Consider the following 17,480-nt stretch of genomic DNA (forward strand, 5'->3'; position numbering starts at 1 on the left):
CTTGCGTTTCCGACTCTATCAGATCTTTCCGATCCGATTTCCTCGGTGCTTTCCAGGTTCCCGCTTCCGCGTTTCCCTTTCCGGCGGTTCCGACTCTATCAGATCCTTTCGGGCCTGATCCCCGGTCAGCGGGGTTTGTCTTTGCGGCTGTTGGGCCGTTCCGACGTGTCCAACCTTAGCGCGTCCTCTCGGCGATTCCCAAATCGACGCCGTTGGAGTCGATCAGATCATCGAGTCCCAATTCGAATTGAATTCGGGCGCGCCGAAATCAACCCTGTCGGGAGGTCGAGCTGGTGGTTGGGGTGCCGCTGCTGCGGCGGAAGTGCTGTCGAAGAACCGTTACGGCTCCGCGGCAACCCGAAGAACTCTACGGATCCGTCAAGGGGGTGTCAAGCGCCCCCTGTCAAGATCTTTTCGGCCCCGGTGTCAGTCCAGGTCGGTGAGGCGTCCGCCGGCGTCCGGCTGTGCGTGCTCGACCCTGCGCAGCAGGCGCGTGAGCACCTCGCCCAGCGCCGTGCGTTCGTCCGGTGACAGGTCCTGGAGGAGGTCCTCCTCGAAGACCGTCGCCAGGCGCATCGCCTCCAGCCACTTCTCTCGCCCCTCGGATGTCAGCTCCACGATGACGCGTACGCGGTTCGACTCGTCTCGCTCACGGGTCACCAGAGATTCGGCGACCATGCGATCGATTCTGTGGGTCATCGCGGCCGGGGTGAGGCCGAGGCGCTTGGCGAGGTCGCTGGGGCCCAGGCGGTAGGGGGCTCCGGAGAGGACGAGGGCCTTGAGGACCTCCCACTCCGCGTTGCTGATGCCGAGGGCCGAGGTCTGCCGTCCGTAGGCGACGTTCATACGGCGGTTCAGGCGGGAGAGCGCCGAGACGATCTGCTCGACCTGGGGGTCGAGGTCCTGGAACTCGCGCTGGTACGCGGCGATCTGCTCTTCGAGGGTCGGCTCGCTGGGGCCGTCGGTGTCGCCCATGTGCGCAGTATCGCACGCCCGTTCTTTGCCTTGAAGTCCTTCGGTATGTACTCTTTAGCTTCGAACTTTAGTTTTGAAGTCTTCACTCCTAACTTGTGAGAGAGGTGAACGTGACCAGGGCGATGGGCGCAGCGATGCGCCGGATTCACGTGGGTAACGCACTCAGCGCGTTCGGGCTCGGCTTCACGGTCCCGTACCTGTACGTCTACGTGGCGCAGGTGCGAGGGTTGGGAGCCATGACGGCGGGTCTCGTACTCGCCGTCTTCGCTGTGGCCGCGCTGGTCGTGCTGCCGTTCGCCGGGCGTGCCATCGTCCGGCGCGGCCCGCTGCCGGTGTTGCTCGCCGCCCTGGTCACCGCCGCGCTGGGTGCGCTCAGTCTGGGGATCGCGAGCAGCGCGGTGGCCGTCCTGGTGTCGGCCTCCCTGCTGGGGGCCGGGCAGGCCGTGATGCAGCCGGCGCTCGCGACGATGATCGTCGACTGCTCGTCCGCTGAGACGCGGTCGCGTGCCTTCGCCATGCAGTTCTTCTTGCAGAACCTGGGGCTCGGCGTCGGCGGCCTCATCGGTGGGCATCTGGTCGACACCACCAGCGCCGCCTCCTTCACGTTGCTCTTCGCGATCGAGGCGGCCATGTTCCTGCTGCTCGTCGTGGTGATGACGACCGTGCGGATGCCGCAAGCGCCGCGGATCGAGGGCGCCCCGCAGGCCTCGGGCCGGGGCAGCTGGAAGCAGTTGCTGGGCAACCGGGCCATGGTGCAGCTGTGCGTGCTGGGCTTCGTGCTGTTCTTCGCCTGCTACGGGCAGTTCGAGTCGGGGCTGAGTGCGTACGGGGTCGAGGCCGCGGGGATCTCGACGTCCGCGCTCGGGACCGCGCTCGCCGCCAACACGCTGATGATCGTCGTCGCGCAGTTCGCCGTGCTGCGGTTCGTGGAGCGGCGCCGGCGTTCGCGGGTGATCGCCGCTGTCGGGCTGATCTGGGCCGTGGCGTGGGCCGTCGCCGGGTACGCGGGGCTCGGGCACGGGAGCCAGGAGATGGCGACGGCCGCGTTCGTCTCGACGTACGCGCTGTTCGGACTGGGTGAGGCGATGCTTTCGCCGACCGTGGCCCCGCTGGTCGCGGATCTCGCGCCGGAGGGCATGGCCGGGCAGTACAACTCCGCGTTCGCCTTGGTCAAGCAGTTGGCGCTGGCTGTCGGGCCGGCGGTGGGCGGGCCGCTGGGTGCCTCGCTGCACGCGCCGTACATCGTGGCGTTCCTGGTGTTCTCGCTGGGGATCACCGTCCTGGCCGTGCGGTTGGGGCGGCAGCTGACCGAGATGCAGGACCAGCCGTGGCTCGGGAAGAGCCGGGTCGTGGCGCGGGGCGGGGCGCCCGTTTCCGCGGACGTCTGATCCCGGTTCCGCCCAGGCTGTCGTGTGGGTCAGGCCCTAGGCGGTCTGGGTGCGGGGCAGGGCGAACTCGCACCAGACCGCCTTGCCGCCGCCGGGGGTGCGGCGGCAGCCCCAGTTCGACGCGATCGTGGCGACGATGGCGATGCCACGGCCAGATTCGTCGCCCGGTTCCGCGCGGCGGCGTCTGGGGAGGTGGTCGTCGCCGTCGGTGACCTCGATGATCAGCCGCCGGTCCGTGCGGCGCAGGCGCAGGCGCATCGGCGGGGTGCCGTGCTGGAGGGAGTTGGCGACCAGTTCGCTGGCGGCGAGGACACCCAGGTCGTGCAGGTCGGCGGGGAAGCGCCAGCTGGTCAGGACACCGGAGGCGAAGGCCCGCGCGCGCGGGGCCGCTTCCACCCCGCCCAGCAGTTCCAGGGCGGCGTTACGGAAGAGCTCGCTGTCCGCGCCGGTGCGCGCGGGGTGCTGGAGGACCAGGACGGCCACGTCGTCGTCGTGGTCGGGTGTCACTCCCGCGGAGCGGACCAGGCGGTCGCAGACGACCTGAGGGGTGCCGGTGGCGCCGGCCAGGGCCCGTTCCAGGGCGGCGATGCCCTCGTCCAGGTCCGCGTCGCGCCGCTCGACCAGGCCGTCCGTGTAGAGGACGGCCGTGGAGCCGGGGGCGAGGGGGATCGAACCCGAGGTGTGCATCCAGCCGCCGGTGCCGAGCGGCGGGCCGGTGGGTTCCTCGGCGCGCAGGACCGTGCCTTTCTCGTCGCGGACGAGGATCGGGAGGTGGCCCGCCGAGGAGTAGATCAGCTTGCCTTCGTTCGGGTCGTGGATGGCGTACGCGCACGTGGCGATCTGGTTGGCGTCGATCTCGGCGGCCAGGCCGTCCAGGAGCTGCAGGACCTCGTGCGGCGGGAGGTCGAGGCGAGCGTAGGCGCGGACCGCCGTGCGGAGCTGGCCCATGACGGCCGCCGCGCGGACCCCCCTGCCCATGACGTCTCCGATGACCAGGGCCGTGCGGCCGCCGCCCAGGGTGATGACGTCGTACCAGTCGCCGCCGACCGCGGCTTCCGTGCCGCCGGGGTGGTAGGTGGCGGCGATGCGCAGGTCGTCGGGCTGTTCCAGCTCCTGGGGGAGCAGGGAGCGCTGGAGGGTGACGGCCGTTTCGCGCTGGCGGCGCTCGCTGGCGCGCAGGCGTTCGGCGGCTTCGGCGTGGTCGGTGACGTCGGTGGCGAAGACGAGGACGCCGCGGCCGTCGCTGCCGCCCTTGCCGTCGCCCTGGGCGACCGGGGTGCAGGTGAAGGTGTAGGAGCGGCCGTCGGGGGCCTTGCGGGACTTGACCGTGCGCGGCTTGCCGCTGCGCTGGACCTGGTCCAGGAGGGGGAACAGGCCGAGGGCGTCCAGTTCGGGGAGGGCCTCGCGGGCGCGTTCGCCCAGGGGGCGGATGCCGAAGGCGCTGGTGTAGGCGTCGTTGACGTAGGCGATGCGGTGCTCGGGGCCGTGGACCAGGGCGACGAGGGACGGGACGCGGTCGAGTACCTCGCGCACCCGCAGGTCGTCGACGGCGGGAAGGGACGGTGCACCGTCGGTCAGTTGTTCGGCGCGGGCGGCGGGTACGGAGCCGTCCCCCCGCCGGTCCGGGGAGGCCGTCTGCTCGGTCCGCGCTGCGGCGCGGCGCTGCGTTCCGGGGAGCCGGGCGCTCCAGCGCGTGAAGTTCACGAATCCTTGCCTCGTGTAGTGGTCGGCGGCCGGCACCGGAACCGGCCGGGGCCCCGAGGGGCCCGCACCGGGGCGCGTGGTGGCGAGCCCGCGGTGGTGGACCAGTCTGGCAGGGCGCGGACCGGACCGACATCCGTCAGACGCCGGGCCGGCCGCTGGAGTTCCTGGGTCCGGTCAGGACGACCCCTTCGGGTCGGGAGAAGGCTTTCCACCGGCCGCGAGTTCGAACTCAGCCCGGGGGTGTTCGAGTGACCCCAGGGAGACGATCTCCCGTTTGAACAAGCCGGCCAGGGTCCATTCGGCCAGCACCCGCGCCTTGCGGTTGAAGGTGGGCACGCGGCTGAGGTGGTAGGCGCGGTGCATGAACCAGGCGGGGTAGCCCTTGAGCTTGCGTCCGTAGACGTGGGCGACGCCCTTGTGCAGGCCCAGGGAGGCGACCGAGCCGGCGTAGGCGTGTTCGTACGTCTCCAGTGGTTCGCCGCGCAGGGAGTGCACGATGTTGTCGGCGAGGACCTTGGCCTGGCGGACCGCGTGCTGGGCGTTGGGGGCGCACTCGCGGCCCGGTTCCTTGGCCGTGACGTCGGGGACGGCGGCGGCGTCTCCGGCGGCCCACGCGTGTGGTGCGCCGTCGACCGACAGTTCGGCCGTGCACGTCAGGCGGCCGCGGCCGTTGCGGGGCAGGTCGGAGGCGGCGAGCACCGGGTGGGGTTTCACGCCCGCCGTCCAGACGACCGTACGGGTGGGGAAGCGGGCACCGTCGCTGAGGACGGCGACCCGGTCGGCGCAGGACTCCAGGCGGGTCCGCAGCCGGATGTCGATGTTCCGGCGGCGCAGCTCGGTGACCGTGTAGCGGCCCATCTCCTCGCCGACCTCGGGCAGGATGCGCTCCGATGCCTCGACGAGGATCCACTTCATGTCCTCGGGCTGGACGTTGTGGTAGTAGCGGGTGGCGTAGCGGGCCATGTCCTCCAGTTCGCCGAGTGCCTCCACGCCCGCGAATCCGCCGCCGACGAAGACGAAGGTGAGGGCCGCGTCGCGGATCGCGGGGTCGCGGGTGGAGGAGGCGATGTCCATCTGCTCGATGACGTGGTTGCGCAGGCCGATGGCCTCCTCGACGGTCTTGAAGCCGATGCCGTGTTCGGCGAGGCCGGGGACCGGCAGGGTGCGCGAGACGGAGCCGGGGGCGAGGACGAGTTCGTCGTAGGACAGCCGCTGCCCGCCCGTGCCCTCCTCCTCGGTGGCGAGGGTGGTGACTGCGGCGGTGCGTTTCGCGTGGTCGACGGCGGTGGCCTCGCCGATCAGGATCCGGCACCGGTCGAGGACGCGGCGCAGCGGTACGACGACGTGCCGGGGGGAGATGGCGCCCGCGGCGGCCTCGGGGAGGAACGGCTGGTAGGTCATGTACGGGTCGGGGGTGACGACGGTGATCTCCACCTCGCCCCGGTCCAGCTCCCGTTTCAGTCTGCGCTGCAGGCGCAGGGCCGTGTACATCCCGACGTAGCCGCCACCGACAACGAGAATGCGCGCACGTTCCTTCACCATCCCATGACGCACCCGTCGCTTGCGTTTGTCCACAGCCTCGACGAATTGTGTGACCGGAGCGGGAGAGTGCGCGGAGTTGGCCGGATTAGCGACCTGCGACACATCCGTGCAGGTCAGAAGGGGTGGTGCAGGGGGCGCGCGGGGGCACATTCGGGACGTATGCGGCTCGTACTCCGATCGGTGGGCGCTCCGTGCGGAACCTGCCCCTTCTGAATTGACTCCCTCTCAACTATGTTCGTGTGTCGACGGGGTGTAGGGGGATGTGCTCACCGGGTCCGCGACGGGCGGGCCGCGGACGGGCCGGTTCCCGCGTCCCGGCATCGAATGGCGGGGAGTCTCCGGGGGGAGACGTCATTACCGGGGGAATGCTTATGCATGTTCAGGACTCTCATTGGTCGCCCGCGTCCGCAGTCGCGGCGGGCGGTATGACGATGAGCGCGGCGGCGGGCAGCGGACGCGACGGATCGCGGACGACGCCGCTGCGCGTGGACGCTCAGCGCAATCTGGAGCACGTGCTGCGGGCGGCGCGCGAGGTGTTCGGCGAGCTGGGGTACGGCGCGCCGATGGAGGATGTGGCGCGGCGCGCGCGGGTCGGCGTGGGCACGGTGTACCGGCGGTTCCCGAGCAAGGACGTCCTGGTGCGGCGGATAGCCGAGGAGGAGACCTCCCGGCTCACCGACCAGGCGCGGGCGGCGCTCGGGCAGGAGGACGAGCCGTGGTCGGCGCTGTCGCGCTTCCTGCGGACGTCGGTGGCCTCCGGCGCGGGGCGGCTGCTGCCGCCGCAGGTGCTGCGGGTCTCGGTCGAGGACGGCGCCGGTGGACCGCGGGTGCCGCAGCAGCGGACCCAGCCGGCTACGACGGAGCTGCGACTGGTGCCCGACCAGCCCGTCGCGGTCGCCTCGGTGCCGGCGGTCGCGGCCGAGGACGACGCCGGGACGACGGCGCTGCTGGAGGTCGTGGGCCGGCTCGTGGAACGGGCGCGTGCGGCCGGTGAGCTGCGGGCGGACGTGTCGGTCTCGGACGTGCTGCTGGTGATCGCCACGGCCGCGCCCTCGCTGCCGGACGCGGCCCACCAGGCGGCCGCGTCGGCCCGGCTGCTGGACATCCTGCTGGAGGGGCTGCGCTCGCGACCCGCGTGAGCCGCCGGGTCCGGGATCCGGGGCGGGCGAGCCCTGGCCGGGGAGGCTTCCGGGCTCGGGCGTGACGTCCGGGCCCGGAGCAGCAGGAAGCCGCCGGGAACGAGAGGGAGCCTCCCGGCCGACAGGCAGCTGCCCCGGAGCGAAGGGCGTCCTCGGAACGAAAGGTCGCCTTCGCGTCTTCCCCGAACGGCTGACGGCCAGTACTGCCGTGCGGCGGGTCCCCACGGATGAGTGGTGATCCGAACTTCAGGGCTCCGACCGGACATTCCTATGGCACGCTGACCTGGTGGTCTGGACGGATGGGGCGGCTGCCGGGGGCTTTCCGCGATGAGCGTTGACGGGCGGGACGAGTCCAGCGGTGGCGGACACGGCGACGCCGCGGCCGGCGACCCGGCCCCGCCGCAGGTGCCGAGTCAGGGTGGACGTGCGAGCGTGCCGCCCGCCGGGCACCCGGCCGACGGCTCGGTCCCGGCCCAGCGCAACGGACGCGAGGGCGGCACCCTGCCGCCTGAACTGCCGCCCTCCGACGCCGGCCTCATCGACCGGATGCGCGCGGGTGACGACACGGCGTACGAGGAGTTGTACCGGCGCCATGCGCAGGCTGTGCGCCGGTACGCGCGCACGTGCTGCCGCGACGCCCACACCGCGGACGACCTGACCGCCGAGGTCTTCGCCCGGATGCTCCAGGCCGTGCGCGGCGGCGCCGGCCCCACGCACGCCGTCCGCGCCTACCTGCTCACCTCCGTCCGGCGCGTCGCCGCTGCCTGGACCAGGTCGGCACGGCGCGAACAGCTCGTCGACGACTTCGCCGTGTTCGCCGCCCAGTCCGCGCACGGGCCCGACGTGTCCGGCGGCGACCCGCTCGAACTGGGCGCGGACGTACGGGCGATGCACGAGGCCGAGCAGTCCATGGCCATGCGGGCGTTCCGGTCGCTGCCGGAGCGCTGGCAGGCCGTGCTGTGGCACACCGAGGTCGAGGACGAGTCCCCCAGCGAGGTCGCCACGCTGTTCGGACTGGACGCCAACGGCACGCGCGTCCTCGCCAGCCGGGCCCGCGAGGGCCTCAAGCAGGCCTACCTCCAAGCCCACGTCAGCGCCACGCTCACCGGCGACGAGGGATGCGCGCGCTACGCCGATCAGCTGGGCACCTACGCCCGCGGACGGCTGCGCACCCGGGCCGAGCGGGGGCTGCGCAAGCACCTGGAGGAATGCGCGAAGTGCCGTCTGGCCGCGCTGCAGATCGAGGAGGTGGCCGGTGGTATCCCGGCCGTCGTGCCGGTCGCCGTCATCGGCTGGTTCGGGGCCGCCGGTTACGCCAAGGCCGCCGGGCTCATCGCCGGGGGTGCGGGAGCGGCCGGTGCGGTGGGGGCCGCGGCTGCCGGGGGCTCGGCAGGTGGAACGGCAGGTGGAACGGCAGGTGGAACGGCCGCTGCGGGTGACAGTACGGCCGCAGGCAGTGCCGCCGGTGGCAGTGCGGCGGGTGGCGGTGCGGTCGGCGGCGGGGGCGGTGCGGTCGGCGGCGGGGGCGGTGCGGCGGCCTCCGAGGGGATCGGCGCACCGGTGAAGGCAGGTATCGCCGCCGGTGTGGTCGCCGTGGGTGTGGTGGCGACGGTGGTGATGGCACTGGCGGGCAACGACAACCCGAAGGACGAGGCCAAGGCCGACCCCGCGCCCCCTGCCCCGTCGTCGGTGGTGCGCCCCGGTGAGTCCACGCCGTCCCCTTCCCCACCCGGAACCGGACCGCGATCGCGCCCCTCGGGGGTCGTGCCGCCGCGCGCCGCGACACCCACGCCCACGCCCACGCCCACGCCCACACCGACAACGACGCCGGAGACCAGCACCACCCCGAGTCCGGACCCGGACCCGGCGACGCCGTCCCCCGCTCCGACCCGGACGTCCGGTCCGCCCGCATCCACCGAGCCGACACCGTCTCCCGACGGCACGCCGGCGCCCACTTCCTCGCCGTCCCCGCCCGCCCCGGCCGTCTACCGGTGGAGCGAGCTGTCGTACGACGTCAACGGCGACGGCGCCAAGCCCGAGATGCGGATCGGGTCGAGCAGCTGGGTCTGGAAGCGGTCCGGCCTGCGGGTCGGCGGCGAGCGGTACGGACACGGCGTCACCGTGCACGGCCGCTCGTCCGTCACCATCGACCTCAACCGTTCCTGCGCGTCGTACGACGCGCTCGTGGGCGTGGACGACATGACGCTGCGGCTCGGCGTGGTGCGCTTCTCCGTCTACGCCGACGGGACCAGGCTGTGGCGGTCCCCGCTGATCGAGGGCGGTGACGCGGCCGTGCCCGTCCACGTGGACCTCACCGGCCGCAGCACGGTCCGGCTGGTGGTGGAGCCGCGCAGCGTCCTCGACGCCGTGATGGCGGTGGACTGGGCGGAGTCCAGGTTCACCTGCGGCTGACGGCAGGGCGGTTCAGGTCACCCTGCCGGTGGCGTACGCGACGCACGCCTCGTCCAGCTCGCGCAGGACGTCGTCCGGGGTGAGGGCCGCACCCCGGGCACGCTCCGCCGCGCAGCGGGCCCGGCCCAGGGCGGCACGGGCGGCGGCCTCGGCGCGTTCGGCCGGGGGGATCTCCGGGATGGAGCGCGGGCGCCCGGACCGCCAGTGGTCGCCGGTGCCGAGCAGCCGGACCGCGCGCGGGAAGTCGCCGAGGTCGGCCAGCAGTCCCGCCGCGCCCTCCACGACCGTCGCCCGGACGATGTCCGAGCACCGCTTCTCCACCGCTTCGCGCAGGGCTTCGGTGGCCTTGGCCAAGCCGGAGCGCGGACCGGACTCCTTCGCGCTGATCGCGGCGTCGAGCAGGCGCAGCATCACCATGAACTGGGGCGGCGGTGTGCCGGGGGCGGTGTTGGCGAGGGCCTCCTCCCACCACGCTCGCGCCCGGGCGGTGTGCCCGTCCTCGAAGGCCATCTGGGTGCGCATCAGCAGGATGTACGCCTTGGAGTCCCGCACGCCGTACCGCTCGGCGGCGGCGGTGGCCTCGTCCAGCGCGGACAGTGCGGCCGGCCGGTCGCCCGCACGGTAGGCGATCTCGGCGAGCCGCGCGATGAGGAACGGCGACTCGGCGTGGGCGCCCACCTCGTAGGCGAGCCGGAGTGCCTCCTCGTACTCCCGCTCGGCCTCCTCGAAACGGCTGCGCACCATGGCGGCCTCGCCGGCCGCGCTGCACACCTGGGCACGCAGCCAGCGGTCACCGGCGCGGCGGCTGAGGACCCGCAGTTCCGCGAGGTCGTCGTCTACGCCCTCCAGGCCTCCGGGCCCGTCGACGACCGTGTGCGCGCGGAACATCAGGGCGACGGAGACCTCCCAGTCACCGCCGTACGCACGGCAGTTGGCGACGGCGGCGTCCAGGACGGTCCGGACCTCGCGCTGGTCGCCCAGGTAGGAGGAGAGGATCGGGCAGACGAGCCCCGGGATACGGGCCGCGTGCGGGCCGCCTTCCGTGTAGTGGGCCCACACCCGCTCCATGTACGGCAGCCGCTCGGCGACGAACGTCTCCATCGGGGCCACTTCGGTCATGAAGAACAGATGCAGCAGGCGCACGTCCATGCGCAGTGCGTGCAGCGGGTGTCCCGCTTCCCCGTCCGGTGAGGTGAGGAAGGAGTCGACGTGGCCGGGCGGCTCCGGCTCACCGCCGGCCGGCACACGGCCCGCCGCGTCCAGGGCCGCGCCCAGCTTCAGCGTCCGCTCGAGCCACTCCACGCCCTCGTGGCGGTAGTTGCGCAGCCACCAGAACCAGCCCATGGCCACGGCGAGGGCGGCGGCCTCCGCCTCGTCCCCGGCGGCGAGGGCCCGGTCGAGGGCCGCACGGATGTTGTCCAGCTCGGTCTCCAGGCGGGAGATCCACGGCAGTTGCGCGGCGGAGCGCAGCTGCGGATCGGCCCGCTCGGCGAGCGCACGCGCCCACGCGCGGTGCCGTCGCTCGGCGGCGGCGCGCAGCGGCGGGTCGTCGGCGGCGCGTTCGACGGCGTACTCGTGGATGGTCTCCAGCATCCGGTACCGCATGCCGGGGGGATCCTCGTCCGTGCCGGGCGTCGCCACGACGAGGGACTTGTCGACGAGGGCCCCGATCAGCTCGGCGGCGGGCCCGGAGCACACGGCCTCGGCCGCACCGAGGTCCCAGCCGCCCGCGAACACGGACACCTCGCGCAGCATCGTCCGCTCGGCGTCGTCGAGCAGGTCCCACGACCAGTCGACGACGGCGCGCAGGGTCTGCTGGCGGGGCAGGACCGTACGGCTCCCGGAGGTGAGGAGGCGAAAGCGGTCGTCGAGGCGGTCGGCGATCTGCCGGGGGGTGAGCAGCCGCAGCCGGGCCGCCGCCAGCTCGATGGCGAGCGGAAGCCCGTCCAGCCGCCGGCAGATCTCCGCCACCGCCCGCTCGTCGCGGAGCACGGCCTGCGCATCGGGACGGACGGCGGCGGCGCGCTCCGCGAACAGCCGGCGGGCGTGGTCGGGGCGCAGGGGCTCGACCGGACGGACCACCTCACCCGGCACACCCAGGGGTTCACGGCTGGTGGCGAGGATCGTGAGCCCCGGGCAGCGGGTCAGCAGGGTCTCCGCCAGGTCGGCGGCGGCGCCGATGACGTGCTCGCAGTTGTCGAGGATCAGCAGGAGGCTACGCGGTGCGCAGAACTCGACGAGCAGCCCGACGGGGTCGTCCTGCACGGCGGTGAGCTCACTGGTCATCAGCACGGTCTCGCGCAGACCGAGCGCACTGACCACCGCTCCCGGCACCGCCTCCGGCCGGTCGAGCGGGGCGAGCTCGGCCAGCCATGCCTGCGGGAGCCCGGCGGCGGCCTCCTCGGCGAGGCGGGTCTTGCCGGAGCCGCCCGGTCCGGTGAGGGTGACGAGTCGGGCCCCGTGCATGTCGGAACGGATGGCGTCGATCTCGGGTTCCCGGCCGACGAAAGAGGTCAGCCGGGGGCGGATGGTCCCGGGGCGGGTGGGCTCGCGCTCCGGCGGAGCGGGCGGGGGCTTCTCGTCCCGCGGGGCGGGGTCCAGCAGGTCGGCGTGGAGGGCGCGCAGTTCGGGCCCGGGGTCGGTGCCGAGGCCTTCGGCCAGGGCCCGGCGGACGTTCTCGTACGCGGCGAGCGCGTCGGCGTCCCGTCCGGTGTCGCGCAGGGCGCGGACGAGGAGTGCGTGCAGCGGCTCGTCGTAGGGGTGTACGGCGGTCAGTTCCCGCAGTTCCGGTACGACGTCCGGCGCGCGGCCGAGCCGTAGCCGGGCCTCCGCCCTGGCCCGGTTCGCCTCGAGACGCCTGGCCTCCGGGCGGGCGGCGGCGGAGCGGTCCGGGAGGTCGGCGAGGGCGGGGCCGCGCCAGAGGGCGAGGGCGGCGTCGAGGTGGTGCTCCGCCAGGGCGGGGTCGTTGCCGGTGAGGGCGTCGGTGCCCTGCTGAACGAGCCGTTCGAAGACGAAGAGGTCGATGTCGTCCTGGCCCGCCGCGAGTCGGTAGCCGCCCGTCTCGGAGGTGACGGCGTCCTTGCCGAGAGCCCTGCGGAGGCGGCCGACGAGCGCCTGGAGCGCGGCGGAGGCGTCCTGGGGCGGCTCCTCCGGCCAGACCTCGTCGATCAGCGTCCGGGGGGTGGTGACGCGGGAGGGGCGCAGGGCGAGGGCGGTGAGCAGGGCACGGAGGCGTGGTCCGCCAACGGGTACGACTGAGCCGTGCTCGTCCTCTGCCGTGGTGACGCCCAGGATTCTGTACCGCACGGGGTCATTGTCGCCGGGGTCGGCACGAGGGCCGGGGGGTTTTCCGCGCCGGGCGTTGCCCGGGGGCTCGTGGGCGGGTGCGGGGTTGTGGCTGACCTGGGGGCGGGTGGGTCCGCGACCCGGCGCTGGGGGGTGTCGCTGCGTTGGTGCCGAGGCCGGGTGGGTCCGCGACCCGGCGGAACGGAGTGCCTCCCCCAAACTCTCGGCTTCGCTCGAGCAGGGGCCCCCACGCCCACCCGTGCCGCCCCTGGCGGCACGCATGCCCGCAGCTGGGCGGCTGCGCATGCCCGCGGCTGAGCGGGCCCGCACCCGCCGGACCACGTAAGTGTCGGGGTGTGTCCGCCCGCAGCGGTTGGCGCGTCAACGGGGAGTCAGTCGGTATCCGACCCCATCGCGCCGTCCGAGGACGGACACCCCCCGGCGCGGCCCCGACCCACACCCCACGCGCAGGCGAAGCGCACGCGCACGCGCACCCGCATCCACCCCCACCGATCCACCGCTACACCCGCCGCCCCCCGCCGGCCCCCGCCCCCAACGCGCCCCGCTGCGGGGCGATGCCCGCCGGGACGGCGCGCTGCCGCGCCGGTGTGCCCGTCCAGCAGGTGCCGCGGCGGGCGAGGAGGCGGCGCAGCCACAGTTCCAGGGAGACCAGGTCCGCGAGGCCGTCCAGGGGTAGGGGTTCGCCCGCCGCCGCGCCGCGCAGCGCCTTGCGGACCACGCGGGCCTCGACCAGGCCCGCCTCCGCCAGCAGCGGGGTGTCGAACAGGGCGATCAGGGAGTCCGCAGCGACGCGCAGCCCCGTACGCTCCGCGGCGGCCGCCGTCGCCTGGGTCGGGGCGCCCCAGCCGGGCGGCAGTTCCCGGACCCCTGCCCCTTCCAGCACCGTTCGCAGGATCGCCGCACGCGCCCCGGGCCGCACCCGCAGCGCCTCGGGCAGGGCGCGGGCCGCGCGGACGACCTGGTTGTCGAGGAACGGCGCGTGCAGCCGCTGGAAACGGACCTCCGCCGCCTGTTCCAGCACCCTCAGGTCCGCCGCGTGCCGCGCCAGCGCCGCACGCGCGCGGAAGTCTCCGGGCCGCTGTCCCGGTCCGACCAGCTCCGACCGATGGGTCGACGCCTGAAGACGAACCGATACTTCAGCCAGTGCCTCACCGGTCAGCCAGCGCGCCGCCGGCCCGGGTCTTCCCCAGGTCAGCGCGGCGAGCGAGGCGTCCAGCGCACCCCCGGGCGCGTCGAGTCCGTCGTCGTTGCGGGGGTCGAGCAGGCGCTCGGCGAGGTTCTCCAGGCCCGACCGGTACGGCATGCGGGACAACCGCCGCGCCGCCGCGTACACGCGCGCGGGCACCAGCACCGACCCGTCGGCCTTGGCCAGCGCGGCGACCGGCCGCACGAGATGCCGCCGCCGGCGGTCCATCAGAAGGTCGGCCAAGCGCGCGGGATGGGCGTCCAGGACCTGGCGCGCGCCGTAGCCCGTGAAGTGGTCCGCGCTGCCCGCCGCCAGCCGGGCCCGATGGCGCGCCGCGGACACCAGGCACGGACCGGGTTCGTCCGTCAGGGGTCCTTCCAGGTCGGCGTACGGAAGGGTCCCCTCGTCGCCCGCCACGACGACGTGGTGCAGCCGCGGGCTCGCGGCGAGTGCGCCCGCCCGCTCCAGTTCGGCCTCGCGGCCTCCGACGGCGAGGTCGTTGAACGTGACGGCCAGCAACCGCTCCCCCGCGCCCGTGCCGTGTCCCAGCACGGTGCCCGGCATCCCGGGCAGGCCCGCGGCCAGCAGCGCCAGCGCCCCGGAGGCGGGCCCGCCGGACAGGTCCGCGCCGATCCCCGGCACCGGCATCCCGCGCGCGGCGCGCCGCTCGGCGGGCCCCATGCCGGGCACGGGCCCGGGGTCTATGTCGGCGCCGGGGACGTGCCGCGGCGCCGACAGCCGCGTCCGCACGGCCTCCACGAGCGCGTCGCGCACCGCGTCGACCGCGCTGTCGGGATCGGCCGGGGGCGCCGCCACGGCCAGCGAGGCGACCGGCTCGTACCCGGCGACCTCGCGCGCCCCGGCGCGCAGGATGAGGGCATGCCCGGGCGGAATGCGCTTCACGCCGTCGTACGGCGTGGAGTCGTGCAGTGCGGCGGGCACATCGGGCGCCGCCAGCAGCGCGGCCAGGTGCCCGAAGTCGAGGTTGGCCTCGATGAGGTCGGCCAGCGGCAGCGCGGCGGTCGCGTACGCCGTACCGCCCGCCCAGGGCGTGTGGAACACCGGCCGCGCGCCCGCGAGATCACCGCAGACGGTGATCCGCCTGCCGACCTGGACGATCGCGGTGTAGCTGCCCGGCCAGGCGGTCAGATGCCGAAGTGCGCCGCCGCGCGCGGCGAACAGCGCGACGCGCAACTGCTCGTCGGTGGCGCCGCAGATGCCGAGGACGGCGATCCTGGTCCGGTCGTCGGCCTTCACGACGCGCACCTCGTCGGGGCGCCAGTCGCCGACCGCCCACAGTGGATCGGGGTCGCCCCACAGGAGTTGGGACCCCACCGGGTGCAGCGTCTCACCCTCGCTGCCGGTGGCCCCCGCCGAACCGGCAGCGACGGCTCCCGCGGCGGTGCTGCTCCATCCCACCAACCACCGCATCGCCGCCTCCACAGGCTGTGGACAACCAGTGCACCGTACGAACCGGTTCACCATGCTGCCATGAAGGAAGCGTTCCAGAGGGTGCCGACGCCGCTTGCGCTCCGCTGAATGCGCCCCGGCGGAGCCGCCCGCACCCCCCCTGAACACCCCGAACACCCGCCCACCACAAGAAGATCCGGGCGGAAAGCCGGACGAATCCACGACGCGCAGCCGGAAGACCGGACGGAAGGGCCGACAGAAGAACGGCCGGAAGGCCGACGAAGGACCGGACGGCAGTCCGACGAAGGACCGGACGGTAGTCCGGACGGAGAAGACGCCGAACCATACGCCGCGAAAGGCGAGTCGCGGGAAGACCAGGAAGCGGCGAAGAATCAAGGCACGCCAGCGACATGTCTGCAGTACGACTGCGACACGAATGCGCCCCCGCTACGCGCCCCGATCGCGCCTCACGCGCCCTCAAGTGCCGTGGTCGGAGCCCTGATACCCGGCGACCGGCAGGGGCTCTTTTCGGCCAAATCGCCGTCACGCACGCAGCTTCGAACACGCTCCGTACAGGATCGGCACCCTGTCACCCGGTCGCGCAGTCCGGGAGACGGAGCACGCCTCCCGGACCGTTCCGCCGCCCGCGGGGATGTAGGCGGCGGTGTCCCCCAGCCCACTGGATCCAGTACAGCGGGCCGACCCACGCAATGACCATGGAACCGCTCCCGCGATGGCCGGAGAAGAGCGCACGGACAGGCGCACGGCCACACAGTGGGAGCACGTCGCAACAGCCCGTATCTGAACCGCACTTCAGTACGGACCACAATCCCGCCAACCGGAACAATGCCCCTTAACGCTTGGGATGCGGCGAACTACGCTGGGTTTACGAATGCCGCGTGGTTATGCCAGTGCGGCAGCCGTCTGTGTCGAGGGGTGGCGCATGTCCAGGGAGCAACGCGGGCCGAACGAAAAACTCGGCGCCGTTCTCGCCCTCGCGGGAATCTCCAACGCGGGCCTCGCCCGGCGCGTCAACGACCTTGGCGCCCAGCGCGGTCTGACGCTTCGCTACGACAAGACGTCGGTGGCGCGCTGGGTGTCGAAGGGCATGGTGCCGCAGGGTGCCGCCCCGCACCTCATAGCCGCCGCCATCGGCCAGAAGCTCGGCCGCCCGGTGCCGCTGCACGAGATCGGCCTCGCGGACGCGGACCCCGCACCCGAGGTCGGCCTCGCCTTCCCCCGGGACGTGGGCCAGGCGGTGCGCTCCGCGACCGACCTGTACCGCCTCGACCTCGCCGGCCGCCGGGCCGGCTCCGGCGGCATCTGGCAGTCGCTCGCCGGATCGTTCGCGGTGAGCGCATACGCAACGCCCGCCTCACGATGGCTGATAACCCCGGCCGACAGTTCGGTCGCGCGTGACGTGAGCCCCGGCGAGGGCTCCGGCGCACCGCTCAAAGTCGGCCACAGCGACGTACAGAAGCTGCGCGAGGCCGCCGAGGACGCGCGCCGCTGGGACTCCAAGTACGGTGGCGGGGACTGGCGTTCGTCGATGGTCCCCGAGTGCTTAAGGGTGGAGGCGGCCCCTCTGCTGCTCGGCTCCTACTCCGACGAGGTCGGCCGGGCCCTCTTCGGCGCCTCCGCGGAACTCACGCGCCTCGCCGGCTGGATGGCCTTCGACACGGGCCAGCAGGAAGCGGCCCAGCGCTACTACATCCAGGCCCTGCGTCTGGCCCGGGCGGCGGCGGACGTCCCTCTCGGGGGCTACGTGCTGGCCACCATGTCCCTCCAGGCCACGTACCGCGGCTTCGGCGACGAGGGCGTGGACCTCGCCCAGGCCGCCCTGGAACGCAACCGCGGGCTGGCGACGGCCCGCACCATGAGCTTCTTCCGCCTCGTCGAGGCCCGCGCGCACGCACGCGCGAACGACGCCCAGGCGGCCGGCGGTGCCCTGAAGGCGGCCGAGAGCTGGCTGGAGCGGGCCCGCCCGGGCGACAACGACCCGAGCTGGCTCGGCTTCTACTCCTACGACCGCTTCGCCGCCGACGCGGCCGAGTGCTACCGCGACCTCAAGGCACCCCGCCAGGTCCGCCGCTTCACCGAGCAGGCCCTGTCGAGGCCCACGGAGGAGTTCGTCCGCTCGCACGGCCTGCGCCTGGTCGTCTCCGCGGTCGCCGAACTGGAGTCGGGGAACCTCGACGCGGCGTGCGAGCAGGGGGTGCGGGCGGTGGAGGTCGCCGGGCGGATCTCCTCGGCTCGCACCACCGAGTACGTGAAGGATCTCCTGCACCGGCTGGAGCCGTACGGCGACGAGCCACGGGTGGTCGAGCTCCGTGAGCGTGCACGGCCCCTGCTGGTGGCTCCCGCCTGAACGGGTCCCGGCTCGCTGTGATCTTGTGCCCGCGGGTCGGTCGTGGCTGA

9 protein-coding genes are annotated in these 17,480 nt (G+C 73.4%); 4 read left to right on the plus strand and 5 right to left on the minus strand.

What is annotated here, in order from left to right; translation table 11 throughout:
* Positions 1–426: 426 nt before the first annotated feature.
* Positions 427–975, minus strand: coding sequence for a MarR family transcriptional regulator (locus AB0937_RS30625; RefSeq protein ID WP_366716199.1), 549 nt, complete (start codon positions 973–975; stop codon positions 427–429).
* A 122-nt stretch (positions 976–1,097) separates the two neighbouring features.
* On the opposite strand from AB0937_RS30625, the gene AB0937_RS30630 reads away from it, so the two are divergent.
* On the plus strand, positions 1,098–2,363 hold the full coding sequence (locus AB0937_RS30630) for an MFS transporter (RefSeq protein ID WP_366716389.1): 1,266 nt from the start codon (positions 1,098–1,100) through the stop codon (positions 2,361–2,363).
* A 36-nt stretch (positions 2,364–2,399) separates the two neighbouring features.
* On the opposite strand, the gene AB0937_RS30635 is transcribed toward AB0937_RS30630, so the two are convergent.
* Both AB0937_RS30635 and AB0937_RS30640 read right to left on the minus strand, forming a co-directional pair.
* Positions 2,400–4,067, minus strand: a complete 1,668-nt coding sequence (locus tag AB0937_RS30635) for a SpoIIE family protein phosphatase (RefSeq protein ID WP_366716201.1) — start codon at positions 4,065–4,067, stop codon at positions 2,400–2,402.
* A 174-nt stretch (positions 4,068–4,241) separates the two neighbouring features.
* Positions 4,242–5,609, minus strand: coding sequence for an NAD(P)/FAD-dependent oxidoreductase (locus AB0937_RS30640; protein WP_366716203.1), 1,368 nt, complete (start codon positions 5,607–5,609; stop codon positions 4,242–4,244).
* 371 nt (positions 5,610–5,980) lie between these two features.
* On the opposite strand from AB0937_RS30640, the gene AB0937_RS30645 reads away from it, so the two are divergent.
* Together AB0937_RS30645 and AB0937_RS30650 are read left to right on the plus strand one after the other, a co-directional pair.
* On the plus strand, positions 5,981–6,748 hold the full coding sequence (locus AB0937_RS30645) for a helix-turn-helix domain-containing protein (protein ID WP_366716205.1): 768 nt from the start codon (positions 5,981–5,983) through the stop codon (positions 6,746–6,748).
* A gap of 327 nt (positions 6,749–7,075) precedes the next feature.
* Complete coding sequence (locus AB0937_RS30650) at positions 7,076–9,160, plus strand: sigma-70 family RNA polymerase sigma factor (RefSeq protein WP_366716207.1); 2,085 nt, start codon at positions 7,076–7,078, stop codon at positions 9,158–9,160.
* A gap of 12 nt (positions 9,161–9,172) precedes the next feature.
* Here AB0937_RS30650 and AB0937_RS30655 read toward each other — a convergent pair whose 3' ends face one another.
* Positions 9,173–12,466, minus strand: a complete 3,294-nt coding sequence (locus AB0937_RS30655; RefSeq protein ID WP_366716209.1) for a BTAD domain-containing putative transcriptional regulator — start codon at positions 12,464–12,466, stop codon at positions 9,173–9,175.
* 499 nt (positions 12,467–12,965) lie between these two features.
* The gene (locus AB0937_RS30660) at positions 12,966–15,083 is read right to left on the minus strand and encodes an asparagine synthase-related protein (protein WP_366716211.1); all 2,118 of its coding nucleotides are present in this window, start codon (positions 15,081–15,083) and stop codon (positions 12,966–12,968) included.
* A gap of 922 nt (positions 15,084–16,005) precedes the next feature.
* Between AB0937_RS30660 and AB0937_RS30665 the strand changes: the two genes are divergently transcribed.
* Complete coding sequence (locus tag AB0937_RS30665; protein WP_366716213.1) at positions 16,006–17,430, plus strand: MFS transporter; 1,425 nt, start codon at positions 16,006–16,008, stop codon at positions 17,428–17,430.
* Positions 17,431–17,480 lie beyond the last annotated feature (50 nt).

The organism is Streptomyces sp. NPDC047880 (assembly GCF_040706515.1).
In the GTDB taxonomy this organism is placed as follows: domain Bacteria; phylum Actinomycetota; class Actinomycetes; order Streptomycetales; family Streptomycetaceae; genus Streptomyces.